The following is a 24,617-nucleotide window of genomic DNA, read 5'->3' as shown; positions in this document are numbered from 1 at the left end:
CAACAGGACGCAGTAATCCGCGGGTTGTGAAACGACGAACTAAGCATTTTGCAAGTAGAAAAGGCACGGAAATTCTTAATCAACGGCATAACTGGGGAATAAAAATCATAAAGTGAACAGCATTGCCTACTAACCACATTTAAAGCGGTTCGTGAAGCAAATATAGCCGAATCAACTGCAGCTTTAAGCACATCAAATCTTGCGCAACAGGTAGTGAACGGGCATCAACAAGCAGGCTCTTTATTTGAGCAATATCTAGTTAGCTATAAAACAGTACAAGCCTATGCTGAGTCGGCAAGTATAGATAATGCCCCAGAGCGTGCTTTAAAAATCAAGACTTGGTTTGAAGAATTAGAAGCGAATTTAAAAGATCTTTTTGAAGATTCAACACTAAAAATAATATTTGATTCAACACTTCAAACTTTCTTTATTAAACAGGATCATAAAGAAGCATATCGCTTCCAGAAACTATCATCGGGCTACTCCTCAATTCTAGCCGTATATGCTCACTTAGTCACGACTATCCAACTGACCGAAATAATGCCAAATGAAATTGAAGGCGTTGTGCTTATTGATGAAATTGACGCTCACTTACATGTTTCACTACAACGAAAAATATTTTCATTCCTCGCCAAATCATTCCCAAACATCCAGTTCATAGTCAGCACTCATTCACCATTTGTTGTGTCATCAGTTAATGATGCTGTTATTTATGACCTATCCAAACTAGAGCAAATCGAAGATCTTTCAATGTACTCATATGAGTCAATTCTTGAAGGCTTATTTGGAGTATCAGTTAGTTCTGATGCATTAAATACAAAAATCAAAATGCTGAATGAAGAAACTAGCAAGCCCAGACCTGATATCGAAAAAATTGAACAATTAATTTCAGAGTTACGTAAAAACGAGATGAACCTTGATTCAGAATCATTGTTTTTTTTAGAATCAGCGCAGCTATTCATCCTAAAAACAAAGGCAAAAAATAAAAATGTTTAACGTGGAGAGAACCAAAGAAGTTCCAGCTTCACTTTCGGCAAAAAGAAGCTACAAAGATGAGGATGTAGTAAAAGCGCTTGAATCATCCTTCCACAAGAAATGCTACCTTTGTGAAACTAAGGAACCACAAGATATCAACATAGAGCATTTCGTCGCCCATCAAAACAATGATGATCTAAAGTACGAATGGAAAAATTTATATTTCTCTTGTGGGCGCTGTAATAACATAAAACTAGACCATTTCAACAACCTATTAGATTGTTGCGATCCTAAAGATAATGTATTCCGTGCCATAAAACTACTTCCACCCAGAACTCCTAATACGGAAATTGTTGTTGAGAGTCAGAACGACGATGATAAAACAATACAAACCGCAAAATTATTAAATAAAATTTATAACAGCGACCACACAGTCAACAAAGCGGTTACTAGAAGCTATTTAAGAAAAAAAATTTACACTCAATATACACTATTCCAAAAATGGCTTATTAAGTATTACGCAGAAGACTCATTATTAGCTGAACGTGAAAATGCATTAGAGCGAGTTAAAGTGCTTATGTCCAACGAATCTCAATACTCTGCATTTATTAAGTGGTGCATTCTTGATGATAACAATTTAAGTAAAGAACTAGAAGCTTGGATTGATTAATCAACATCTTGAATTGCGCATATTAAAATTCAACATCCTTAAGTATAAAAGCCCAGCTAAGCTGGGCTTTTATCAGCAAAACAAAAAACCTAAGCCAACCCCTGCTCCAGATCAGCAATCAAATCATCAATATATTCCAGCCCTACCGAAATACGGATCAGGCCTTCGGTGATGCCGGCGGCTTCACGCGCGGCGGGGGTGATGCGGCCGTGGGTGGTGCTGGCGGGGTGGGTGATCGTGCTGCGGGTGTCGCCCAGGTTGGCGGTGCGGCTAATCAGCTGCACGGCATCGACGATTTTCCAGGCTTGCTCACGGCCGCCTTTCACTACAAAAGACACCATGCCGCCGCCAGCGTTTTGCTGGGTCATGGCCAGCGCGTGCTGCGGGTGCGAAGGCAGGCCGGGGTAGTAGACTTGCTCAACCGCAGGGTGCGCTTCCAGATAGGTGGCCAGCTTTAAGGCGGTTTCCGAATGGGCGCGCATGCGGATAGGCAAGGTTTCCAGGCCCTTGAGTAAAACCCATGCATTAAAGGCCGACAAGCTTGGGCCAGCGGTACGCAGAAATAAATACACGGGGTCAACCAGAGCAGATGAACCCACGACCGCGCCACCCAGCACGCGGCCCTGGCCGTCGATATATTTGGTGGCCGAATGCACCACCAGATCGGCCCCCAGTGCTAATGGTTTTTGCAGGATGGGGGTGCAAAAGCAGTTATCCACCACCAGCAAAGCGCCCCGTGCGTGGGCGATGTCGGCAATTTTGCGGATATCGCTGATTTCAGTCAGCGGGTTGGATGGCGTTTCTAGGAACAGCAGTTTGGTATTCGGCAGGCAGGCATCGGCCCATTCGGTGGTGTCTGTAGCAGACACATAGCTGACGTCTACGCCAAACTTGCTAAGGTAAACATTGAGTAGCTGAATGGTGGAGCCAAACAGGCTGGCCGAGGCCACCACATGATCGCCTGATTTTAAATGCGCCATAAACAGCGACAAGATCGCGCTCATGCCCGATGCGGTGGCCACAGCGCGCTCTGCGCCTTCCAGGGCGGCAAGGCGTTCTTCAAAGGCGGTTACGGTGGGGTTGGTAAAGCGGGAGTAAATAAAACCGGGCATCTGGCCGGTAAATTTTAATGAAGCTTCTTCAGCGCTGCCAACCACAAAGCTGGATGTCAGATACATCGCATCAGAGTGTTCGCCAAACTGACTGCGGGTAGTGCCCGCTCTGACGGCTAAGGTATCGGGGTGCAGGAATTCATCTTCAAACATGGCTTTCTCTACTTGATCACGGGCTAAGGAAGGGCATTCATTCAAGGCAGCAACATCCGCTTTTGGCGCTTATTATAACGTAAGCATTACAGCGCGCCGCCTCTTTCCCCGCTTATTCAGGCCTTTTTCCTTAACCAGCCCCATGTAATGCAATTACTCGTCTGCAAAACGATCCTGTATATGCCGCCGTTCCTGCTCTGCGTCACGCAGGGCATTCACGCATTCGGCATCCAGCCGCCCAAGCGCTGCTTCGCGCTCAAGCTCTGCCCATACCCGCTCTTCTGACCATGACAGCTTATAGGGCCGCACATTACTCAGAGCATCAAACACATCGGCCACGGCCACAATGCGCGCCTCCAGCGGGATATCGGCCATCAGCAGGCCACGCGGATAGCCAGAACCATCGCCCCGCTCATGATGGGCCGCCACCATATTACGCATCACGCGGGTCGACATGTTTTCTGCCATGCCCAAGGCTGAAATAATCTGATCAATCAGATTTTCGCCCATTTCTACATGCCTGCGCATAATCAGCCATTCTTCATTATCTAATTGCCCAGGTTTAAATAAAATCCGGTCTGGTATGCCCACCTTGCCGATATCATGCAAGGGTGCAAATAAATAAACATACTCAATAAACTCATCAGGCAAAGAATGAGAATACGCCAATTCTTTAGCAATAATGCGCGAATAACTGGCCATACGCTCCAGGTGATTACCGGTCTCCAAATCCCGGACTTTGGCTAAATCACTGGCAATATGAACCGTACCAATCAGGCTGCGCACGGCGGTGAGCTGCAATAAATAAAGCTGAGCAATTAAGCCAGTAAAAATATCTAAAAAACGGACTGATTCTTCGGTAAAAAAGCGATCTGATTTTGAATCAAAAAAAATAAACGCAGCCAGCTCGTCTCTTTGATAAACAGGCACGGTATAGCTGGATAAATAACCCATGCCTTTCAGCCAGTCTGTATGTTCTGTACATACTGGAAAGCTATCACCGATATCCTGCACAACCCGCGACTGATGGGCGCTGGCCAACGCTTTTAACGAGGGAACGTCCTGCAATTTTGCTTCATAAGCAGCCAGCGCCACACCATCGTGATTGCTGCTCACAAAAGTTTTCAGCGTATCGCTGGCCGTGTCATAAATCGCCATGGCCACCCTATCTACGCCGGGATAGCGGGATGAAATGACTTTATGAATGGTCTCTACACTTTCAGTCATGTTTTGGGCTGAAGGGCCCAGCTCTAAAAATTGGGGTATCGTATTTTGCATACAAAGCCTGCTTATTGTTCAATAACGTCATAAAAGTAAAAGGCCAGACTAAGCCAAAAACAAACTTTATTACTTGAACAATAGATTCAATCCACAACAGCAACAAGACTACAGCTCGCCTTTTGGCAGATAACAAAAAATAGGTGTAAGGAAATGCCAGCTAACAGAATATTTTTGTAAATATACGAATATTTCAACAACCCTGGGCTATTTTTATCCGGCGTCTTTCGTAGCGGCTGATTTGCTGCCACACGCAAATGCCAACACAGCCCATTAAAACCTCAGGTAAAAAAAACGCCAACCCTCGGGCTGGCGTTTTTTGGTTAAGCAGGCTTAAAGCAAATTCTGCTCGCCCACGCCAATATTCATATCTAATAAACGGCTTTCTGCCACATCACCAGCTTTGGCGGATAAGGGTGACAAACGCTTTGCTTCTAATTCATCCAGATAGGCAGGCGTAATATCACCTGTAATATACTGCCCATCAAAACAGGATGTTTCAAAAGAAGTAATTGCACCGCCACTGGCTTTGCTGCACGCATCAATCAGGGCATCTAATTCCTGATAGATAATGGCATCCACACCAATCTCTTCGGCAATTTGCTCATCCGTTCGCCCAGTTGCAATCAGCTCGGCACGGGTTGGCATATCAATGCCGTAAACATGCGGATACATCACAGGTGGCGCAGCGGATGCCAGATAGACTTTAGTTGCACCACAGTCGCGAACCATTTGCACGATCTGGCGGCTGGTTGTGCCGCGTACAATTGAATCGTCGACCAGCAATACATTTTTACCACGGAATTCAACAGCAATTGGGTTCAGCTTTTGGCGAACCGATTTTTTACGGCTGGCTTGGCCCGGCATAATAAAGGTGCGGCCAATATAGCGGTTTTTCATAAAGCCTTCGCGATATGGCAAACCTAATTTATTGGCTAATTGCAAGGCGGAATCACGGCTGGTATCCGGAATAGGAATCACCACGTCGATATCGAGCTTTGGAATCACGGCAGCCACTTTATCCGCCAGATTTTCACCCATATTCAAGCGCGCTTCGTGCACCGAGATACCATCAATCACGGTGTCCGGGCGGGCAAAGTAAACATGCTCGAAAATACAAGGCACCAGCACAGGATTAGCGTGGCATTGCTTACTGTGAAATTCGCCTTCAAAAGTCACAAATACGGCTTCACCCGGCGCAATATCGCGCTCAAATTTAAAGCCTAAAACATCATGCGCCACAGATTCAGAGGCCACGATATATTCCAGGCCTTCTGGTGTTTCATGAGTACCTAAACAAAGCGGGCGAATACCGTAAGGATCACGGAATGCCACCAGACCAAAGCCTGCAATCATGGCAACTACAGCGTAAGCCCCTTTAACCCGTGCATGCACGGCGGTAATTGCATCAAAAATGGTTTCCGCGTTCAGCTCAGGGCCTTTTACGCGGCGGGATAATTCGTGGGCAAAAACATTCAGCAGCGCTTCAGAATCAGAATTGGTGTTGATATGGCGCAGGTCAGTGCGGTACATATCTTCTTTCAGCTGCTTATCGTTAGTTAAGTTGCCGTTATGCGCCAGCACGATACCAAATGGGCTGTTGACATAAAAAGGCTGAGATTCAGCCAGGCTGGATGCAGATCCTGCGGTTGGGTAACGCACATGCCCAATGCCAGCATTGCCCATCAAAGAGCGCATATTGCGAGTGCGGAACACATCACTCACTAAGCCCTGCCCTTTGTGCATATGGAGCGTCAGCCCCTCTGCCGTTACAATCCCTACTGCATCTTGCCCACGATGCTGTAAAACCAACAAGCCATCGTACAACAGCTGATTAACGGGTGTCTTGGCGACGATACCTACAATGCCACACATCAGAAATGCCCCTTTGAGTTCTTAATCGTAACAAATGCGTACTGCCAGTCAGTCTGGCAGTTAATTTTGGCCTGAACGGCAACTGCTAAAAACAAGGGACGAAAAACTCATCCAAATCAATCCGCCATCTGCAAGGCGGTTAATCATAATGAATGCGGGCTGCCAGCGCTTCTGGCAGCCAAATCTTAGCCATCACGGCCGCTTCTTCAAATAAGGGGCTGAACATGGCATTTCGCCATATTGTTTGCTTGGGCAGGCTGGTAAACCCTGCCAGCAAAACCAGCGTTAAACTCAGTAAAAAACCACGAACCAGACCAAAGCCTGCGCCAAAAAGCCGGTCAGCAGGTTTCAGGCCGGTGGCCTGCATAAATTGATTCAGCGTTACCCTCAACATAGCCGAGGCCACCCAGGTCACAAAAAAAATCGCCACAAAAGCAGCCAGATAGCGCAGCTCTTCATTAGGCAGATTTTTGGGCATCCATACCGACACCTGCCCGGAATAATGGCTGGCCAGCCAGAACGCCAGAACCCATGCCGCCAGCGCCAGCGCTTCCTGCACAAGGCCCCGCATTACTGAGAGCAGCATGGAAAGCCCCATGATGCCTAATACCGTGTAATCAAAGCCAGTCATGCTTTAACCTATTTGCCAGACAGGTGCCCGCTAAATCCAAGCACTCCCATTTTTTTAAGGTAACTCTGCGCCTTTGCTTCATCGTTAACAGGGCCAACACGTACCCGGGTTAAAGCGCCTTTATCTGTAACTGTTTTTTCGGAGTAAGCAGGAATCCCCGCGCCTTGTAATTTACTGACAACCTGAGCCGCTTTATCCGCATCAGCATAAGCGCCAATTTGAATGTAATAGCGCTTTGGATCAGCAGTCACCGCAGGCTTTGCTGCAGGAGCCACATCCAGCCCTTCCAAGATGCGCTGCGGATCGACGGCAGGCTTGGGAGTAGGCGCGGGTTTGGCTGTTGGGGCAGGCTTAGGGGAAGGTGTTGCGGTAGGAATCACCACTTTTTTCTGGTGATTAACCAGCTTACCCGGCAGCACGTTTTGTGCTGAGCTTGCTACGCGATAAGCAGGCTCGGGTGTTGCAACAGGAGACTGAATTTCTTCAGGCACCGGGGCAATCAGTGTGGCGCCGGCCTGCTCTGTGGCAGAGGCCTGCGCCACAACGACAGGTTCGGGAGAAGGCTGTTGTAATGCTGGCGAGCTGGAAATAATTTCAATATTATTCCCCCCAGCAATAACGGCTGGCGGCGCACTATCCAGTGCAGTCCATAAAACGATCAGAGCAAACAGCACTAATGCGATTGCGCCCACAAGACGGCGACGGGCACGTTTTTTAAGCTGCAGCAAATCATCGCTGACATTTCGGTTGATCATATTCAGCGCTCACGCGTCGCCATGACTTCAGCAACTGTGTAAAAGGATCCAAAGGCGAGAATTCTATCACTTTCATCCGCAAGCTTACAGGCCGAAGCGAAAGCAAGCGCTACATTCTCATAAATATTTATTTTCGCCAGCGGTGCAAGCTTGCCGACAATTTCAGCAAGTTGCGCCGGGGTTGCCGCTCGGGGCAGTTGTGGTGCCGCTAAATGCCAGACATCAATACGATCTGCCAATAAAGCCACCACACCGGCAATATCTTTATCCGCCATCATACCCAGAACCGCATGGGTACTTGAATAAAAACCCATACTATCTAAGTTGGCACGTAAGACTTTTGCCGCATGCGGATTATGCCCCACATCCAGTACAACAGCAGGACGGCCGGGTAAAACCTGAAAACGCGCAGCCAGCTCGACTTCCAGCAGGCCGCGTTTGATATCGCCAATCCCAACCGGCAGTACATCTTTTACCGCATCGAGCAGCGCCAGCACAACGGCAGCATTACCTAACTGGTACTGGCCGCGCAGTGCAGGAAACGGCAGCGCATGGCGGCGCACGCCTGCTTTATTCCACCATGTCCACTGCTGCCCTTCTGCCTGTTTTTCAAAGCCAAAATCCTGGCCGATCAGTTGCAGATGCGCACCAATACGCTGCGCTTCGGCAATCAGCGTGGCAGGTGGCTCAGGGTCTGCGCAAAGCGCAATTTTGCCCTGCCGGTAGATGCCGGCTTTTTCATGCCCGATGGCTTCACGGGTATCACCCAAAAATGACTGATGATCCAGCCCCACATTAACCACGGCAGAGGCAACAGGCTCAAAGGCATTCACGGCATCCAGACGCCCGCCTAAGCCAACCTCCATCACGGCCACATCAACGCCTGCTGCCATAAACTGCTGCATCGCGGCTAAGGTGCCAAATTCGAAATAAGTGAGGGAAGTGTCGCCACGGGCGGTTTCAATGGCTTGGAAGCTGGCGACAATATCCGCATCAGATGCAGGGTGAAGATTAATCGCCACCCTTTCCTGATAGTGCAGTAAATGAGGCGAGGTATAAGTGCCGACTTTATATCCTGCTGCACACAAAATACTGGACAGCATGGTACAAACAGAGCCTTTGCCATTTGTCCCTCCCACCAGCAGCACAGGAAAATCTGGTTTTAAACCTAAGGCATCCCGCACGCGAACAACGCGCTCCAAACCCATATCAATGGCGCTTGGGTGAAGTTGCTCTAAATGGGATAACCACGCATCAAGGGAGAGGGAATCAAACGGCATAGACATCAGTTAAGGGCGGGCTGTTTAGAAAGAAGGGTCATTAATTGCGCTAATTTCTGGCGCATTTCACGGCGGTCAACCACCATATCCAAAGCGCCTTTTTCCAGCAGGAATTCAGCACGCTGAAAACCCTCCGGCAACGTTTCGCGCACGGTCTGCTCAATCACGCGCTGGCCAGCAAAGCCGATCAAAGCCCCCGGCTCAGCCATCACGACATCGCCAAGAAAGGCAAATGAAGCAGATACACCGCCCATTGTCGGATCGGTCAGAATCGAAATAAACGGCAGTTTCTTATCCGCAAGCTTAGTCAGAATGGCGCTGGTTTTAGTCATTTGCATCAGCGAATTCAAACCTTCCTGCATACGCGCGCCGCCTGAAGCAGAAACGCAAATAAAGGGTACATTGTTTTCAATCGCTGTGAGTACACCGCGCACAAAGCGCTCGCCCACAACCGAGCCCATTGAGCCGCCGATAAATTTAAATTCAAATGCAGCCATGACAACCGGCACATTCTGAATCGCGCCCTGCATCACTACCAGAGCGTCTTCTTCGCCTGTTGCAGCCTGAGCCGCGCTCAGCCTCTCGCTGTATTTCTTGCTGTCTTTAAACTTCAGCACATCCAGCGGTTTAACTTCTGCGCCAATCTCAAACCGCCCTTCCTGATCAAGCAGGATGTCCAGACGGCGACGAGCGGAAACAGCATTGTGAAAGTCACACTTAGGGCAGACTTCTAAATTGTTTTCCAGATCAGTGCGGTATAAAACCGCGCTGCAGGCCGGGCACTTATGCCAGAGGCCTTCCGGTACACCGGACTTACTCACCGTGGTACGGATCTTAATCTTTGGCGGAAGCAGTTTTTGCAGCCAGCTCATTGTATTCCTCCATCAGCACCGCTCTAAGGGGCATTAAAACCCCGCCATCTTTGCAGATGACGGGGTTTTAAAACACGCTTAAACGCGAGCGGTGTCCATCGCGGCACGAATGCCGGTAAGAAAATCAGTTAATCGATCAGCAAGGCCTTCTTCTCCGGCCTCTGCTTCTTTTACCAAACGTGAACCAATCACAACTGCATCGGCCACGGCAGCCACTGCTTTTGCAGCAGCTGCGTCACTAATCCCAAAACCAACTCCAATCGGGATGGTGAGATATTCTTTTAATACGCTCAGCTTTTCTGTTACATCAGCGATATCCAGATTGGCTGAACCTGTTACCCCTTTCAGGGAAACATAGTACACATAGCCCGATGCCAGCTCGGCAACTGCTTTAATTCTGGATGCGTGCGTGGTTGGTGCCAGCAAAAAGATCGGATCGATGCCGTGGGCTTTTAAAATAGCCACACGCTCTTTAGCTTCTTCCGGCGGCAAATCAACGGTAAGCACTCCATCCACACCCGCTTGTACTGCTGCTTTTGAAAACACATCGTAACCCATTGCTTCCATCGGGTTCGCATAGCCCATCAGCACAACCGGTGTCTCTGTGTTTTTCTGGCGGAATTCAGCCACCATGCCAAGCACATTGCGTAAAGTCACACCATGCAGGAGTGCGCGTTCTGATGCGCGCTGAATCACCGGACCATCGGCCATCGGGTCAGAAAAAGGCACGCCCAGCTCTAAAATATCCGCACCGCCGGCTACCAGCGCATGCATGACATCCACCGTCACACGGGGATGCGGATCACCTGCCGTGATAAAAGGAATCAGGGCCTGGCGATTTTGGCTTTGTAAGCGCGAGAATGTCTGTTGAATTCTGGACATAGCATTAGTTTCCAAGTTCGATGCCGGAAAGGCGGGCCAAAGTAGGAATATCTTTATCACCACGACCGGATAAATTCACCAGAATTACCTGATCTTTAGACATCGTTTTCGCCATTTTTGCAGCATGGGCCAGTGCATGACTCGACTCAAGGGCCGGAATGATACCCTCAAAATGACAAAGATCGTGAAAAGCTGCAATCGCTTCGTCATCATTAATCGCTACGTACTCCGCGCGGCCGATGTCTTTCAGGTAGCTGTGCTCTGGTCCTACACCTGGATAATCCAGCCCGGCAGAAATCGAATGCGTTTCCGCAATCTGCCCGTCTTCATCCTGCATCAGAAAGGTACGGTTGCCGTGCAGGATACCGACTTTAGCGTCAGATGTAAGCGGCGCAGCATGGCGGCCGGTTTCAACGCCATCCCCACCCGCCTCTACACCAATCAAACGCACAGACAAATCATCGACATAAGGATAGAAAATCCCGATCGCATTCGAGCCCCCCCCCACACAAGCCACAACCGCATCAGGCTGACGGCCAATCATTTCTGGCATCTGCACCTTACATTCATCGCCAATCACGCGCTGAAAATCGCGCACCAGCTGCGGATAAGGATGCGGGCCTGCACATGTGCCAATAATGTAGTAGGTGGAATCCACATTGGTCACCCAATCACGCATCGCTTCATTCATCGCGTCTTTCAGGGTTTTTGTGCCGGATTCTACAGCGACTACTTTAGCGCCCAGTAACTTCATGCGGAATACATTGGGCGCCTGGCGCTTCACATCTTCCGCACCCATATAAACGATACATTCAAGGCCATATCGTGCCGCCACAGTAGCGGAAGCGACGCCGTGCTGGCCTGCGCCCGTTTCTGCAATCACCCGTTTCTTACCCATACGGCGGGCAAGCAGCGCCTGGCCGATGGTGTTGTTCACTTTATGCGCGCCGGTGTGGTTCAGATCTTCGCGCTTTAAATAGATTTGTGCGCCACCGAGTGCCTCGGACCAGCGTTTTGCGTGATAAATCGGGCTTGGGCGGCCAACATAGTGCTTGAGCTCGCTATGATACTCAGCAACAAAGTCAGGGTCTTGCAGGGCTTTTTCGAACTCAATACGTAACTCATCCAAGGCAGGGATCAGTGTTTCAGCCACAAAAATGCCACCAAATTGGCCAAAATGGCCAAGGGAATCAGGTTGCTGATAGGGCTGCTGCTCGTGTTTAGTCTCAGTCATGCGCTTTTCTCTCTGCTTGATTAATAAAGGCAGCAATTTTTGCTGCATCTTTGATTCCCTTGCTGCTTTCTACGCCGCTGGATACATCCACGGCCCAAGGTCTAACCTTACAAATCGCTTCATAGACATTATCCGGATGCAATCCACCCGACAAAACCAGTGGCAAAGGCAAATCTTTAGGCAAAAGATCCCAATCAAAAGCCTCACCCGTACCACCAGGCACCCCTTCTACAAAAGCATCAACTAAAATCCCTTTGCAAAGCGCGTCCACAAAACGCTGTGCATATTCTACCAAATTTATGTCAGGTGTTACCCTTAGTGCTTTTAAATAAGGGCGGCCAAACTGACGGCAATACTCAGGTGTTTCATCTCCATGAAATTGCAATATATCCAGCGGCACACTGGCAAGTACGCTACGCACAAAGGCCGCCTCTGCATTCACAAACAAACCCACACTGCTTACAAAAGCAGGCAAAGCGGCGACAATTTGCGCCGCTGCTGCAATTTCTACATGACGGGGGCTGGGCGGGTAAAACACCAGACCAATTGCATCAGCCCCTAATTCAGCCGTACGCCTTGCCATTTCCGGATCAAGCAAACCGCAAATTTTGATACGTGGATTCATTCACCTCCCCCCTTTAAATCAAACCATGGCGCGAAACCGGCTCACTGGCCAGCCCAAACTCAGGGGGATAGCTTACACCAGCAAGATAGAGTCCGTCTGGCATAAAGGTAGGGGGAGCACTCGTTCTGTCACGGGCCAGGATTAAATCAGCCATCCATTCAGGGGATTCATGCCCTTTTCCGACATGCAGTAAGGCGCCCATAATATTGCGCACCATGTGGTGCAGAAAGGCGTCTGCAGAGAAATCACAAATAATCAGACTGCCTTCTTTCTGAATATGGGCCCTGGTCATCGTTTTAACGGGCGTTTTAGCCTGGCACTCCGCCGCTCTGAAGCTTGAAAAATCATGCAGCCCCAAAAGATGTACTGCCGCGGCCTGCATTGCATCAAAATCCAGATCATTAAAAGCCCAGCCCATGCGGCCAGACCATAATGCCGGGCGCACAGGGTGATTGAGCAGCAGATAACGATAGTGACGGGCAAAGGCAGAAAAGCGCGCATGAAAGGCATCCGGCACGGGCGCAGCCCACAGCACGGCCACCGTATCAGGCAGAAAGCTGTTTACCCCCCTCACCCATGCGGTTAAAGGGCGATTAACATCCGTTTCAAAATGAACGATTTGTCTGGCACCGTGCACTCCTGCATCGGTACGGCCGGCGGCATGAACCTGAACAGGCTCTCCTGCCATCTGGCTGAGCGCGGCCTCTAAAGCGGCCTGCACAGTAGGTAAGTCTTTTTGAATTTGCCAGCCATAAAAGGCCCGGCCATCGTATTCCACTGCGAGCGCGTATTTCATTACACCATCATCAATAAAGTGAACAGCACTGCGGCAAACAAGGCCCAAAGCAGCGCCAAATCTAAAAAAGACAGCGACTCTACCAGAATAGAGACTTCCTGCAACTCGCAAGGCTGCTCAACCCCGGCCAATTGCATCAAAAATCCCTCCCTGCTTAAAGCGTGTCGTTGCAGAAGCAGATCACCCGAAAAAGTCATCGTCAGGCTTAAACGCAGGGCCCAGCGCTCACGATTAAACCCAAGAAATGCAAGAGGAGAGAGGAGCACATAGAGCCCCGAAAATATTCGGGCAGCGCTTAAGCGCCACAACAACAGCTGCAAAGCCGCCAGCACGCCCAGAAGGCGCACCAGCTGCAGAAAGCCCCAGCAGAGCCCCTCTTCTGTGGGAGACCATCGCCCCGGCCACAGATACTGTCCCGGCGTAGACCAGCCGTAGACCAGCGTAATAGCTAGGAGCAGGAAACGTATCCGTTTTAAAGTACGCCAGCAGCGCCCGGGGCAACAATAAAAGGCCAGCAAAATGCATACTGCAGAAAAAACAATGAGTGGCGCACCCTGCAAAATTTGCAGGATGCACGCCACCCAAAGCCAGACTGCAATTTGATTTGCAGAATGAATTCTAATCAAAGATTACCCAACAAAGCCTGTGCTTGTTTTTGCTGCTCAGGATTACCTTCACCAATGGCCTCTTGCAAGATTTCTCTGGCCCCTTCGGTGTCTCCCATATCAACATAAGCCTTTGCCAGATCAATTTTGGTTTGCACCGGATCATCTCCTGCAAATTCCAGCAATGAATCAGAAGATGCACCTGAATCTGCAGCAAAGTCCAGATTCATTCCGGCCAGATCAATCGATTCTTCTGCGCCAGACGCCGCCGGCACTGAAGCCTCAAGAGGCGTATCCAGCGAGAAATCAAAATCCAGGCCTAAACCATCATCGGCACTTGTTGCCTCCAGCACATCCTCAGCCACAGGCTGAGCCTTTGCAGGCGGTGCAGCTGGCACTTCCGGCGCAGAAAGCACGCCCAAATCCAGATCAGGCAATTCAGCAGAAAAATCAGCAGGTGCTGCCGCTGCTTCCGGCATGTTGTCCAGACCATCAAAATTCAGATCAAACGCCTCATCTGCCGGGGCGCTTGCTTCCAGAGCACTTCCAAAATCGACCGGCATATCCAGAGACAACATGTTCTCTGATTCAGGCTCACTGACAGGTGCCGCGGCCTGAGCGGGCTCTTCAGGAACCAAAAAGTCATCCAAGCCAAAATCAATCCCCATCGCAAAATCATCAGGGGCGGGTGCACTTGCTGCAGGTGCTGGTGCAACTTCAGGCAAATCAAAGTCAAGTGAAGATAAAGCCTCCGGCTGCGAAGGAGGAGTCTCCGCAAAAGGATTAAGCTCCTGCACAGGCTCAGGCGCAGTGCCCACATCAAAATCAAGCGACAGATCTAAATCTGCCAGATCATTTTGTATATTATTCTGCGGCGCATCCGGGATTTCTTCGCTCATCAAAGCATCAAAATCACTCACACCCGCAGAAGGTGCAGTTACCGCCGTATCATCAAAAGACAAATCAAAATCATTGGCCTCAGGTGCAGGCGCCTGGCTTACAAGCGGCGCAGCGGCAGCAGCGGCTACCGCTGCTACAACAGGCGCGGCTGCTGGCTCAATGCGTTTGTACAGAGGATTTTCAGGATCGAGTACGCTGCCCTGATAAGCCGCCTGTTCCCATTGCGCACCCTTACCCCCAGTCATGGCAAATAAATCAGCCGCAATTTCTTCGTATGATGTCGGGTCTTTCTTCGCTGCAAATATTTCCAGCAACTTCATACGGATTTCATGACGCGCAGGATCTTTAAGCAGTGCATCCCGCAGGATTTCTTCTGCCTGCTCATTGCGATCATAAGCCATATAAACTTCGGCTTCGGCAATCGGATCAACCTCATCCGTATCAATTGTCCCTAAGCCCTGGCGGCTGAAATCAGTAAGGAAAGAGTTTTCAGTGGGCTGAGTACTGATAACTGCACCACCGGTATTACCCAGCAGGGTGTTGGACTTTAAATCGCCACCAGTCAGAACGCTGTCTGCAAATGCAGAGCCCTGCTTACGACGACGAGCCCACCAAAGACCAGCCCCGCCTAATAAAAGTGCCGTCAGCCCGCCACCAATTGGCAGTGCATTATCAGCCACAACATCCATCAGGTCTGGCTCTGGCACGGGAACCGGAGGCGGAACAATGACGCGGCGTTTTTTAGGCTGGCTGGCAACTTCCTGAACGGACTGCACAGCAGGCGCGCTACCAGCAACAGCCGCAGGCTCAGGCTCAGAAGCATGCTCAGCTGCAGGTGCTGATGCTACTGCAGGCACCGCTGTGGCAACAGGGGCAACGGCCGGCGTATCAGTTGGCTTACTTGCTAACTCAACACCTGCACGGCTTTTAAGTGCCAGCAGCTTTTCCATATCCTGAACATTTTTTTGCAGTGCTGCGACTCGCTGATTTGCTTCATCCAAACCCTTTTGCCGTGCAGTTACTTCTTCTTCCAGAGCACGAATCCGCGCCTGTTCGCCCTGCTGATCTGCCTTTGCCTTACTAGGCGCTTCACCCTTAGAAAGCTTCAGCACATCCTGATTGGCATTGCCTGATTTTACTTTTTCTTCAACTTTCGGGCTGATGCGGCCAGCGCTTGCAGATTCATTCCCTGCAACCGCAGCGCGTTTTTGTACCGATTCCGCCACTTTATTGCGATACGCCTGCCAGTCTTTAGACTGCAAACGCACTTCCTGCCCGGCTTCCTTTGCAGGTACAGCCTGCAAATTTTCTTTGGCTGGAATATTTAAAATCTTACCCCGGCGCAAACGGTTCATATTGCCATCAAAAGCATCGGGATTTTGCCGGTAAAGCCCAACCAGCATCTGCTCAAGAGTGACGCCCTCAGCAGCAGTCTGGCGCGCAACACTCGATAAGGTGTCGCCCCCCTGTACTTTATATTGCTGATCGCCGGTGGCTTTTTCTGCCTGACTTGCTGCTGATGAGGTTTTTTTACCTGACCCAGCAACTGCGCCCTTGCGACGGGTACCCGGCAAGGCAGATGGCGCAAACTGCTCGTTTGCTTTTGCCTCAGCGCCCGCAGACGAGCGCGAGTTTTGATAGCCCGGCGGATCAATCAAGGCGGTATAGTCCCGCTGAATTTTGCCGCCTGACCAGTTCAGATCAACCAGCAGATCCAGAAAAGGCTCAGAAACTGATTGTGCAGAACTAATTAAGACATACTGCTGCCCATTCGCGCGTTTTTCTATGACCAGACGCAAGCCAAGCGACGCAGGCGGATAAGCTACCTGAGCCTGAGCAAATGCCTCTGGTGACGCAAGCCGGACAAGCAAGCTTTCGGATTCCCCTGGCTGAACTGAAACCAGATCAATTTCAGCCCGAAATGGCTGACCAAGCCCGGAAAGCACGTTTAACCTGCCCAAGCCCACTGCACCAGCAGAGGGTGGCAAAGTCAATATAAGAGCAAGGACACACGCCTTGAGTTTCGGTTTGATTGGCACAATTCCCCCAGCACTTCACTTTATTTTTAACCAGGTATGATATAAAACCCAGCGCTTACAGCCCGACGAACATAACATTTGCGCCAAGCCTGACGCAAGTCATGCACTTAATTTACACATACCGCCACACTGGCAAATCTGCTTTTTTTTGAGACATCTCAATATCCGCTCCGGACTGAAAATCTGCAAAAAAACAGGAGAGCAAAACTGGCAATACATCAATTTGCTAATAAAAAATACACTTAAATCATATAGCAAATAATATAGCACTATTCCAATAGTTATCTACACAAATCAAAAATTCAACTTAAATGCCACGCTTTCCTCCTGATGAAGTATGGGGAAAATCATAAAACCCCGGATCGTCCGGTCTTAAGTCATTGATTTTACTTAAGCCAACTTTACCGACCCCGATTTAATCAAAATCACCTCAGAAATTTATTATTCCAAAGACAGGATAAAAAAAATCAATCCATTCGCCTGCGGGGGTAAACACAAAATATCTGAGCCGGGCAATTATAACGCCCATTGCTATTACGCCAAAATCCTCATTCAAGCCCTAGTACAACAATAAGGTGAATACCCGAGCGGAAACGACAACAGACAAATCAATTAAATCATCCCTTATTAATGAAAACCACCCCGCTTGCACTATCCACTTAACATAAAACCACAGATAGAATTCATCCCAAATCGCAAAATGGCACTACCAGTCCGCCTGGTGCCAGCACAGCACAAATCACAAGCGCACGCGCCGATTATCACTACTAATTATTTATAAATAACCAGCTTATTGCTTCTAAAGCACGGGGCTCTGCTAAAATCAGGGTCGATCTGCCCAAATTTTGTGCGGCTCAAGGACCAGTGCCCAATATATATAAGGATTCAATCATGACGTACGTAGTGACCGACGCCTGTGTGAAATGCAAATACACAGATTGCGTCGATGTATGCCCGGTAGACTGTTTTCGTGAAGGGCCAAATTTTTTAGTGATTGATCCTGATGAATGCATCGATTGCACACTCTGCGTTGCCGAATGCCCCGTTGAAGCAATTTATGCAGAAGATGACGTTCCGGCCGACATGCAGGACTACATTGAACTCAACGCTGAAATGTCTAAAATCTGGCATACCATTGTAGAAAAGAAAGATCCGCTTCCCGATCACGAAACATGGGCTGCGGTCAGCGGCAAGATTGATCAGATCGAACGTTAAGTGCCCGCGTTTTTATCCCTTGAGTCCGGCTCAATTCTCCGGTATGATCCGCCCCTCTTAACAACCCTTGCCTGACCGTAGTCGCACGCGGCAGGCTTAACATCCATAAGGAGATGTCATGCGACATTACGAAATCGTATTTATCGTGCATCCGGATCAAAGCGAACAGGTTCCAGCGATGATTGATCGCTACAAGACCCTGATCACAAACGGTGGTGGTGCTATTCACCGCCTTGAAGACTGGGGCCGTCGTCAGTTAGCTTACCCGATCCAAAAGATCCACAAAGCTCACTACGTCATGATGAACGTCGAAATCAGCCAATTGATTTTGGACGAACTAGAACACGCCTTCAAATTCAATGACGCCGTTCTGCGCCACATCACTCTGCGCACAGAACATGCTGTTGTTGAAGCTTCCCCAATGATGAAGGAAGAGAAGTCCAAGTCCCTGACACCAGCCGCCGAAGGCGTTCCTGCTGCCTAAGGTAAACAGTAAGCACTGCGAAATTTTCGCCTTGCTTGCTATGGACTACTAAATTGGACAAACGCAACCGAGTACTTATTGACGGTACCGTTATAAAACGAAGCGATATACGTTACACCCCTGCAGGGACCCCTGTTTTAGAAATTGTGATCACTCACCTTTCTGAGCAGACCGAAGCAGGCAAACACCGCAAGGTGGAGTGTGAAGTGGCCATACTGGCACTCGGTGATATTGCAGTAAGGCTTGCCCCCATTCAAATCGGGCAAAGACTTGCCAGCAAAGGTTTTATTGCCGCAAAAAGTAATCGTTACCGCAATGAGCTTGTGTTGCATCTCGAAGAATTTGAATTGTTGAATTGAGGTTTATCATGTCGCGTCATCTGTTCAAGCGGAAAAAATTCTGCCGCTTTACCGCCGAAGGCATTGCCCACGTGGATTACAAAGATATTGCTCTGTTAAAAGACTTTATCTCTGAAAACGGCAAAATCATTCCGGCTCGTATCACTGGTACAAAAGCTAAGTTCCAACGCCAGCTGTCTGAAGCAATCAAAGTAGCTCGTCTGCTTGCGCTTCTGCCATACACCGACCAACACTAAGAGAGAAGAATAAACATGCAAATCATTCTGCTCGAAAAAGTAGCAAACTTAGGTGGTCTTGGTGATGTTGTTACCGTAAAAGATGGTTACGCACGTAACTTCTTGGTACCACAAGGTAAAGCAAAGCGCGCAACTGCAGCTAACTTGGCACAATTCGAAGCTCGTCGTGTAGAGCTCGAAGCACGTCAGGCTGAAATTATTGCTGCAGCTACAGCTCGCGCTGCTAAGCTGGAAGGCTCTGCAGTAACGATCGAACAAAAAGCCGGTGTTGATGGCCGTCTGTTCGGCTCAGTTAGCACACAAGACATCGCCGAAGCATTCGTTGCTGCTGGCTTTGAAGTGGCTAAATCTGAAGTTCGTCTACCTGATGGTCCTTTCAAGCAAATCGGCGAATACGAAGTTGAACTTGCTCTGCACCACGAAATCGTTGCTGCAGTGAAAGTAACTGTTGTTGGTATTAACTAATCTTTACGATTAATTAATAGCTTCACATATGAAAACGGCAATCTTCTGATTGCCGTTTTTTTATATCAATTGCCTCTTTTCTCAAGCTTACATTCGTAACTAAGCAAAACCCTTCCCTTTTCATCAACACTCTCCAGCTTTACCGAAAACCCCCATAGCCGTGAAATATGCTTCAGTACCTCATGCACACTATTTCCTAAAGGCCTGCGCTGATATTGGTAATGCCTTAAAGTTAATGAACGGTCCCCCTGGGTATTAGCCTCATACACCTGAATATTAGGCTCACGCCCCGCTAAATTATACTGATCCGCCAGCTTTTGCCTGATATCTAGGTAGCCTGCATCATCATGAATGGCAGCCACTTTTAATTTAGGCAAATAGTCGTCATCCAAAATAGCGAACAAGCGGAATTCACGCATTAATTTAGGCGAAAGATACTGCAAAATAAAGCTTTCATCCTTAAAGTTACGCATTGCAAAATCCAGCGTTTTTTTCCAGTCTGTATTCACTAAATCCGGAAACCACGCTTTATCTTCCTCGGTAGGCTCCTCACAAATCCGCCGCAGATCACGAAACATAGCAAAACCCAGGGCATAAGGATTAATCCCGTTAAACCATTTGCTGGTTACAGGCTGCTGAAATACCACATTGGTGTGGCTGTGCAAAAACTCCAGCATAAAAGCATCATCAACCAGACCTTCGTCATACAATTGATTTAACAAGGTGTAATGCCAGAATGTCGCCCACCCCTCATTCATCACCTGGGTTTGCCGCTGCGGATAAAAATATTGAGCAATTTTGCGAATAATCCGCACAATTTCTCTTTGCCACGGCGCTAATAAAGGCGCGTATTTCTCAATAAAATACAGTAAATTTTCTTGCGGCTCAGAAGGAAAACGGCTTTCCTCATGCGCTTTCTCTTCCTCTGTACGCTTAGGAATAGTTCGCCATAATTCATTTATTTGCGATTGCTGATAATTCTCCCGCTCTGATTGCTTGGCTAATTCTAATGAGAGCGATAATTTTTGCGGCCGTTTATAGCGATCAACCCCGTAATTCATCAGGGCATGGCAAGAATCAAGCAGTTCCTCCACCTTATCTTCGCCATATCTTTGCTCACACTGGGCAATATAATTTTTTGCAAAGACCAGGTAATCAATAATGGCGGTTGCATCCGTCCAGCTTCTGAATAAATAGTTGCCCTTAAAAAAAGAATTATGGCCAAAGGCGGCATGCGCAATGACAAGCGCCTGCATGGTCATAGTATTTTCTTCCATCAAATAGGCAATACAAGGGCTGGAGTTAATCACAATCTCATAGGCAAGCCCCATTGCCCCGCGCTGATAAGATTTTTGCGTAGATAAGAAATGCTTACCGTAACTCCAATGGTTATACATTACCGGCATCCCTACTGATGCATAGGCATCCATCATTTGTTCGGCTGAAATCACCTCCAATTGATTAGGATAAGTATCTAGGCCAAACTGCTTTGCTACGCGCGCTATTTCCCGATAGTAATCATCAATTAAATCAAATGACCATTCCGAGCCCGTTGATAAAAGCTTTTTTGCGCGCGATTTTTTTTGGCGTGTATTTGTGCTCATGCCCCCCCCCTTGCGCTCACTTTTTTAAACAGCTCTTTAAATATCGGCCAAATTTCTGCGGGATTACGAATGCGCCGCATCGTAAAGTGAGCATGCTGTTCGGCCACTTTTTCATATTCAAACCAAAGATTTTGCGGCTCCCCCTCGGTGATTTCCACATACGCATAATATTGCAGCAGCGGCATAATTTCGGCGCTTAATAATTGCCGACACTGAGGCGAATCAGAATCCCAGTTATCCCCATCACTGGCTTGTGCTACATAAATATTCCAATCGGCATCAGGGTAGCGTTCATCAATTATTTTCTTGGTGAGCTTGATTGCCGATGAAACAACGGTGCCCCCCGTATCTCTTGCATGAAAGAAATCGTGCTCATTGACTTCGGTAGCCTGAGTATGATGCCGGATAAATACCACCTCAATTTTTTCATATGCGCGCACAAGAAATAAATAAAGCAAAATAAAGAATCGCTTTGCAATATCTTTCTTTGCCTCATCCATCGAGCCGGAAACATCCATCACACAAAACATCACCGCCTGGGTTGTGGGTTTGGGCACCCGAACACGATTGGTATACTTCAGATCAAACGGATCAATATAGGGAATACAAACCAATTTTGCTTTTAATTCACGAATAATAGCCTGCAGGGTTTGTACCTCCTGCGAGCGCTCTCCTTGTGTTTCAAGCAATTCATCCAATTGCTCCTGCAGGGTATTAAGCTCCTCCAGCGGGCCGGCTGATAAAGCAATACGCCGCCCTAATGCTGCGCGCAGGCTGCGCAATACATGGATATTGGTGGGCGTACCGTCAGAGGTAAACCCGGCCCTGACGGGCTTCATCACCATGCTTTGTTTTAATTGCGTTTTAACAAGATTGGGCAATTCAAGATCATCAAAGAAAAACTCTAAAAACTCTTCTTTGCTTAATTCAAAAACAAAGTCATCCTCGCCATCGCCACCATTTCCAGCGCCGCCATTCCCTCCGCCCCCCCCGCCGCCATCAGGGCGATCGATTTCATCGCCCCGGCTATAGCGATCATTTCCTGGAAAAACGCGCTCCCAAATCCCCCCCGGGGCATGGGCAAAACCCGGCTCATTGATATCTTTGACCGGAATAGATACTTTTTCACCGCGCTCTATATCGGTAATTGATCTGCCATTTACGGCACGAGTCACCGCCTCTTTAATTTGCCCCTTAAAACGACGAAGAAATCGCTCCCGATTTATCGCCGACTTATTTTTACCATTCAAACGCCGATCAATCATATGGATCATTTTGCAACTCCAGTGAGGAGTGAGACGCAAGGAGCGATCCCGAGCCACCCTCGACACCACTCCTCCCCCTCACTGGATTACGATGATTTACGCACTCTTAAATACCATTCGCATAACAATCTGACCTGCTTGGGCGTATAGCCCTTACTGACCATTCTGTTTACAAAGTCTTCATGTTTACGCGCATCGTCATGGCTTGCTTTGGCATTAAATGAAATTACCGGCAACAATTCTTCGGTATTAGAGAACATTTTTTTCTCTATGACCGAGCGCAGTTTTTCATATGAAGTCCATGCAGGATTATTGCCTCCATTATTAGCGCGGGCACGTAATACAAAATTGACTATCTCATTTCTGAAATCTTTAGGATTAGAAATGCCTGCCGGTTTTTCTATTTTTTCCAGCTCATTATTTAAACTGGTGCGGTCAAATGATTCGCCCGTATCAGCATCGCGATACTCCTGATCCTGAATCCAGTAATCAGCCAGCGTGACATAGCGGTCAAAAATGTTCTGACCGTATTCCGAATAGCTTTCAAGGTAAGCGGTTTGAATTTCTTTACCAATAAAATCAACATATTTCAAAGCCATAAATTCTTTGATATATGAGATATATTTTTGCTCAAGCTCGGCAGAGAACTGCTCACGCTCTACCTGCTGCTCCAGCAAATACAGTAAATGAACTGGATTTGCCGCCACTTCGGCATGATCAAAATTAAAAACTTTTGATAAAATTTTAAAAGCAAACCGGGTAGACAAACCATTCATGCCTTCATCTACGCCAGCAAAATCACGATATTCTTGAATTGATTTTGCCTTGGGATCAACGTCTTTTAAATTTTCACCATCATAAACCAGCATTTTAGAAAAAATGCTGGAATTTTCCGGCTCACGCAGCCGGGATAAAATGGCAAACTGCGCCATCATTTTTAAAGTGCCCGGTGCGCATGGTGCTTTTGATAGAGAGGAATTAAGCACCAATTTCTCATAAATTTTTACTTCCTCACTGACTCGCAGGCAGTAAGGTACTTTTACGATATAAATACGATCTAAAAACGCTTCATTATTTTTATTGTTTTTAAATTGCTTCCATTCCGATTCATTAGAGTGAGCAAGCACAACGCCATCAAAAGGAATCGCACCAAAACCCTCAGTCCCTTTGAAATTACCTTCCTGTGTTGCTGTCAGCAAAGGGTGCAAAACTTTAATAGGCGCTTTAAACATTTCCACGAATTCAAGCAAGCCCTGATTGGCAAGGCAAAGCCCGCCAGAATAGCTGTACGCATCAGGGTCATCCTGCGCATATTTTTCTAATTTACGAATATCGACCTTACCCACTAGGGCAGAGATATCCTGATTGTTTTCATCGCCAGGCTCAGTTTTAGCAATAGCCACCTGACGCAATACCGAAGGGTGACGTTTAACCACTCTAAACTGGTTGATATCGCCATTAAATTCGTGAAGCCGTTTAACGGCCCAGGGGCTTGGAATGGTTTTTAAATAACGTCCTTCAATTCCAAATTGCTCCTGCAATAAAGCACCGTCTTCTTCGGCATTAAACAAACCCAAAGGGGATTCATTCACTGGTGAGCCTTTAATGCAATAAAAAGGAACACACTCCATTAATTCTTTTAGTTTTTCGGCAATAGAGCTTTTCCCTCCCCCCACCGGCCCCAGTAAATATAAAATTTGTTTCTTTTCTTCAAGCCCCTGAGCAGCATGGCGGAAATAAGCAACGACCTGTTCAATCACTTCTTCCATGCCATAAAACTCACGAAATGCCGGATAGATACGGATCACTTTATTTTGGAAAATACGAGACAAGCTTGAATCCAGCCGGGTATCAATTAATTCAGGCTCACCAATCGCCATCAACATGCGTTCTGCCGCAGTGGCATACGCAACCTGATCATGTTTGCACAGCTCAAGATAGTCCCGCAGAGACATTTCTTCTTCGCGTGTGCGCTCATAACGTGCAGCAAAATTATTAAAGACATCCATGACGCCTCTCCTCACCGTGTATGTCATTCGAGTGGCGCGGCGATTGCTGCACCTCTGCACTCTTTATAGACATAGTGAAGTTGATTATTTCAAAAAATTACGTGCACATTGCTGATAAATTTAAGTTGCTCTTTTATTTCTGCAAAAAAAGCCCAAAAAAAGAGCCCCTAAGTGAACTGACCCCAATTAGTTGGACAGTATAAAAGCTAGGCGCTCAAGGGCTGGGTTCTGTATTGCACAGGACTCAGCCCTTTTAACTTCAGTTTGATTCGGTCGTGGTTATAGTAATGGATGTAAT

24 protein-coding genes are annotated in these 24,617 nt (G+C 48.0%); 7 read left to right on the top strand and 17 right to left on the bottom strand.

Annotation, left to right across the window (positions count from 1 at the left end; genetic code table 11):
- The first annotated feature begins 213 nt into the window (after nt 1-213).
- Nucleotides 214-996: an AAA family ATPase gene (locus CSQ88_RS17990; RefSeq protein WP_218963141.1), complete on the top strand. Its 783-nt coding sequence runs from the start codon at nt 214-216 to the stop codon at nt 994-996.
- Nucleotides 989-1,645, top strand: coding sequence for a hypothetical protein (locus CSQ88_RS17985; RefSeq protein WP_099399466.1), 657 nt, complete (start codon nt 989-991; stop codon nt 1,643-1,645). Before CSQ88_RS17990 ends, CSQ88_RS17985 begins: the two co-directional genes overlap by 8 nt.
- 89 nt (nt 1,646-1,734) lie before the next feature.
- Here the strand turns inward: CSQ88_RS17985 and CSQ88_RS17980 are convergent, their stop codons facing one another.
- From CSQ88_RS17980 to CSQ88_RS17920, 13 genes are all read right to left on the bottom strand, one after another.
- Nucleotides 1,735-2,910, bottom strand: coding sequence for an O-succinylhomoserine sulfhydrylase (locus CSQ88_RS17980; protein ID WP_099399465.1), 1,176 nt, complete (start codon nt 2,908-2,910; stop codon nt 1,735-1,737).
- Nucleotides 2,911-3,063: 153 nt separating this feature from the next.
- Nucleotides 3,064-4,188, bottom strand: a complete 1,125-nt coding sequence (locus tag CSQ88_RS17975) for an HD-GYP domain-containing protein (RefSeq protein ID WP_099399464.1) — start codon at nt 4,186-4,188, stop codon at nt 3,064-3,066.
- 333 nt (nt 4,189-4,521) lie between these two features.
- Nucleotides 4,522-6,063, bottom strand: coding sequence for an amidophosphoribosyltransferase (gene purF, locus CSQ88_RS17970; RefSeq protein WP_099399463.1), 1,542 nt, complete (start codon nt 6,061-6,063; stop codon nt 4,522-4,524).
- 139 nt (nt 6,064-6,202) lie between these two features.
- Entirely contained in the window at nt 6,203-6,694 is a 492-nt protein-coding gene (locus CSQ88_RS17965) for a CvpA family protein (protein ID WP_099399462.1), read from the bottom strand.
- An 8-nt stretch (nt 6,695-6,702) separates the two neighbouring features.
- Complete coding sequence (locus CSQ88_RS17960) at nt 6,703-7,449, bottom strand: SPOR domain-containing protein (protein ID WP_099399461.1); 747 nt, start codon at nt 7,447-7,449, stop codon at nt 6,703-6,705.
- 2 nt (nt 7,450-7,451) lie between these two features.
- A complete protein-coding gene (gene folC, locus CSQ88_RS17955) occupies nt 7,452-8,735 on the bottom strand; it encodes a bifunctional tetrahydrofolate synthase/dihydrofolate synthase (RefSeq protein WP_099399460.1) in 1,284 nt (427 codons plus the stop codon).
- Complete coding sequence (gene accD / locus CSQ88_RS17950; RefSeq protein WP_099399459.1) at nt 8,735-9,601, bottom strand: acetyl-CoA carboxylase, carboxyltransferase subunit beta; 867 nt, start codon at nt 9,599-9,601, stop codon at nt 8,735-8,737. Before accD ends, folC begins: the two co-directional genes overlap by 1 nt.
- 78 nt (nt 9,602-9,679) lie before the next feature.
- Nucleotides 9,680-10,483 carry a tryptophan synthase subunit alpha gene (trpA, locus tag CSQ88_RS17945; RefSeq protein ID WP_099399458.1) on the bottom strand — a complete coding sequence of 268 codons (804 nt, stop codon included), beginning with the start codon at nt 10,481-10,483 and terminating at the stop codon, nt 9,680-9,682.
- Nucleotides 10,484-10,487: 4 nt separating this feature from the next.
- Nucleotides 10,488-11,717, bottom strand: a complete 1,230-nt coding sequence (gene trpB / locus CSQ88_RS17940; protein WP_099399468.1) for a tryptophan synthase subunit beta — start codon at nt 11,715-11,717, stop codon at nt 10,488-10,490.
- A complete protein-coding gene (locus CSQ88_RS17935) occupies nt 11,710-12,342 on the bottom strand; it encodes a phosphoribosylanthranilate isomerase (protein ID WP_099399457.1) in 633 nt (210 codons plus the stop codon). The genes trpB and CSQ88_RS17935 overlap by 8 nt, the downstream gene beginning before the upstream one ends.
- 13 nt (nt 12,343-12,355) lie before the next feature.
- Nucleotides 12,356-13,138: a tRNA pseudouridine(38-40) synthase TruA gene (gene truA, locus CSQ88_RS17930; protein WP_099399456.1), complete on the bottom strand. Its 783-nt coding sequence runs from the start codon at nt 13,136-13,138 to the stop codon at nt 12,356-12,358.
- Entirely contained in the window at nt 13,138-13,764 is a 627-nt protein-coding gene (locus CSQ88_RS17925; protein WP_099399455.1) for a CbiQ family ECF transporter T component, read from the bottom strand. The genes truA and CSQ88_RS17925 overlap by 1 nt, the downstream gene beginning before the upstream one ends.
- Entirely contained in the window at nt 13,761-16,637 is a 2,877-nt protein-coding gene (locus tag CSQ88_RS17920; RefSeq protein WP_143449509.1) for a FimV/HubP family polar landmark protein, read from the bottom strand. Before CSQ88_RS17920 ends, CSQ88_RS17925 begins: the two co-directional genes overlap by 4 nt.
- A gap of 936 nt (nt 16,638-17,573) precedes the next feature.
- Here CSQ88_RS17920 and fdxA point away from each other — a divergent pair.
- From fdxA to rplI, 5 genes are all read left to right on the top strand, one after another.
- Complete coding sequence (gene fdxA / locus CSQ88_RS17915; RefSeq protein ID WP_099399453.1) at nt 17,574-17,897, top strand: ferredoxin FdxA; 324 nt, start codon at nt 17,574-17,576, stop codon at nt 17,895-17,897.
- A gap of 118 nt (nt 17,898-18,015) precedes the next feature.
- Nucleotides 18,016-18,381 carry a 30S ribosomal protein S6 gene (gene rpsF, locus CSQ88_RS17910; RefSeq protein WP_046351878.1) on the top strand — a complete coding sequence of 122 codons (366 nt, stop codon included), beginning with the start codon at nt 18,016-18,018 and terminating at the stop codon, nt 18,379-18,381.
- A gap of 53 nt (nt 18,382-18,434) precedes the next feature.
- Nucleotides 18,435-18,740, top strand: coding sequence for a primosomal replication protein N (gene priB / locus CSQ88_RS17905; protein ID WP_180273717.1), 306 nt, complete (start codon nt 18,435-18,437; stop codon nt 18,738-18,740).
- 8 nt (nt 18,741-18,748) lie between these two features.
- On the top strand, nt 18,749-18,976 hold the full coding sequence (gene rpsR / locus CSQ88_RS17900; RefSeq protein WP_046351876.1) for a 30S ribosomal protein S18: 228 nt from the start codon (nt 18,749-18,751) through the stop codon (nt 18,974-18,976).
- Nucleotides 18,977-18,991: 15 nt separating this feature from the next.
- Nucleotides 18,992-19,441, top strand: coding sequence for a 50S ribosomal protein L9 (gene rplI, locus CSQ88_RS17895; protein ID WP_099399451.1), 450 nt, complete (start codon nt 18,992-18,994; stop codon nt 19,439-19,441).
- Nucleotides 19,442-19,506: 65 nt separating this feature from the next.
- Here rplI and CSQ88_RS17890 read toward each other — a convergent pair whose 3' ends face one another.
- The 4 genes from CSQ88_RS17890 to CSQ88_RS17875 form a co-directional block, all read right to left on the bottom strand.
- Nucleotides 19,507-21,045 carry a SpoVR family protein gene (locus tag CSQ88_RS17890; RefSeq protein WP_099399450.1) on the bottom strand — a complete coding sequence of 513 codons (1,539 nt, stop codon included), beginning with the start codon at nt 21,043-21,045 and terminating at the stop codon, nt 19,507-19,509.
- On the bottom strand, nt 21,042-22,319 hold the full coding sequence (locus tag CSQ88_RS17885; protein WP_099399449.1) for a YeaH/YhbH family protein: 1,278 nt from the start codon (nt 22,317-22,319) through the stop codon (nt 21,042-21,044). The genes CSQ88_RS17890 and CSQ88_RS17885 overlap by 4 nt, the downstream gene beginning before the upstream one ends.
- A 77-nt stretch (nt 22,320-22,396) precedes the next feature.
- A complete protein-coding gene (locus tag CSQ88_RS17880; protein ID WP_099399448.1) occupies nt 22,397-24,319 on the bottom strand; it encodes a PrkA family serine protein kinase in 1,923 nt (640 codons plus the stop codon).
- Nucleotides 24,320-24,525: 206 nt separating this feature from the next.
- The coding region (locus tag CSQ88_RS17875; RefSeq protein WP_143449393.1) for an IS3 family transposase at nt 24,526-24,617 on the bottom strand (92 nt) is incomplete at its 5' end.

This window comes from Iodobacter sp. BJB302 (assembly GCF_002735645.1).
Classification (GTDB): Bacteria; Pseudomonadota; Gammaproteobacteria; order Burkholderiales; family Chitinibacteraceae; genus Iodobacter.
Note: the sequence above shows the minus strand (reverse complement) of the source record. Positions and strands in the feature narration are given on the sequence as shown.

Coding starts and splice junctions, on each gene's coding strand:
- CSQ88_RS17975 (WP_099399464.1), bottom strand. CDS start 4,188: ATGCAAAATACGATACCCCAATTTTTAGAGCTGGGCCCTTCAGCCCAA.
- purF (WP_099399463.1), bottom strand. CDS start 6,063: ATGTGTGGCATTGTAGGTATCGTCGCCAAGACACCCGTTAATCAGCTG.
- accD (WP_099399459.1), bottom strand. CDS start 9,601: ATGAGCTGGCTGCAAAAACTGCTTCCGCCAAAGATTAAGATCCGTACC.
- CSQ88_RS17965 (WP_099399462.1), bottom strand. CDS start 6,694: ATGACTGGCTTTGATTACACGGTATTAGGCATCATGGGGCTTTCCATG.
- CSQ88_RS17935 (WP_099399457.1), bottom strand. CDS start 12,342: ATGAATCCACGTATCAAAATTTGCGGTTTGCTTGATCCGGAAATGGCA.
- CSQ88_RS17985 (WP_099399466.1), top strand. CDS start 989: ATGTTTAACGTGGAGAGAACCAAAGAAGTTCCAGCTTCACTTTCGGCA.
- trpA (WP_099399458.1), bottom strand. CDS start 10,483: ATGTCCAGAATTCAACAGACATTCTCGCGCTTACAAAGCCAAAATCGC.
- folC (WP_099399460.1), bottom strand. CDS start 8,735: ATGTCTATGCCGTTTGATTCCCTCTCCCTTGATGCGTGGTTATCCCAT.
- rpsF (WP_046351878.1), top strand. CDS start 18,016: ATGCGACATTACGAAATCGTATTTATCGTGCATCCGGATCAAAGCGAA.
- fdxA (WP_099399453.1), top strand. CDS start 17,574: ATGACGTACGTAGTGACCGACGCCTGTGTGAAATGCAAATACACAGAT.
- truA (WP_099399456.1), bottom strand. CDS start 13,138: ATGAAATACGCGCTCGCAGTGGAATACGATGGCCGGGCCTTTTATGGC.
- CSQ88_RS17880 (WP_099399448.1), bottom strand. CDS start 24,319: ATGGATGTCTTTAATAATTTTGCTGCACGTTATGAGCGCACACGCGAA.
- trpB (WP_099399468.1), bottom strand. CDS start 11,717: ATGACTGAGACTAAACACGAGCAGCAGCCCTATCAGCAACCTGATTCC.
- rpsR (WP_046351876.1), top strand. CDS start 18,749: ATGTCGCGTCATCTGTTCAAGCGGAAAAAATTCTGCCGCTTTACCGCC.
- CSQ88_RS17885 (WP_099399449.1), bottom strand. CDS start 22,319: ATGATCCATATGATTGATCGGCGTTTGAATGGTAAAAATAAGTCGGCG.
- CSQ88_RS17980 (WP_099399465.1), bottom strand. CDS start 2,910: ATGTTTGAAGATGAATTCCTGCACCCCGATACCTTAGCCGTCAGAGCG.
- CSQ88_RS17890 (WP_099399450.1), bottom strand. CDS start 21,045: ATGAGCACAAATACACGCCAAAAAAAATCGCGCGCAAAAAAGCTTTTA.
- rplI (WP_099399451.1), top strand. CDS start 18,992: ATGCAAATCATTCTGCTCGAAAAAGTAGCAAACTTAGGTGGTCTTGGT.
- CSQ88_RS17960 (WP_099399461.1), bottom strand. CDS start 7,449: ATGATCAACCGAAATGTCAGCGATGATTTGCTGCAGCTTAAAAAACGT.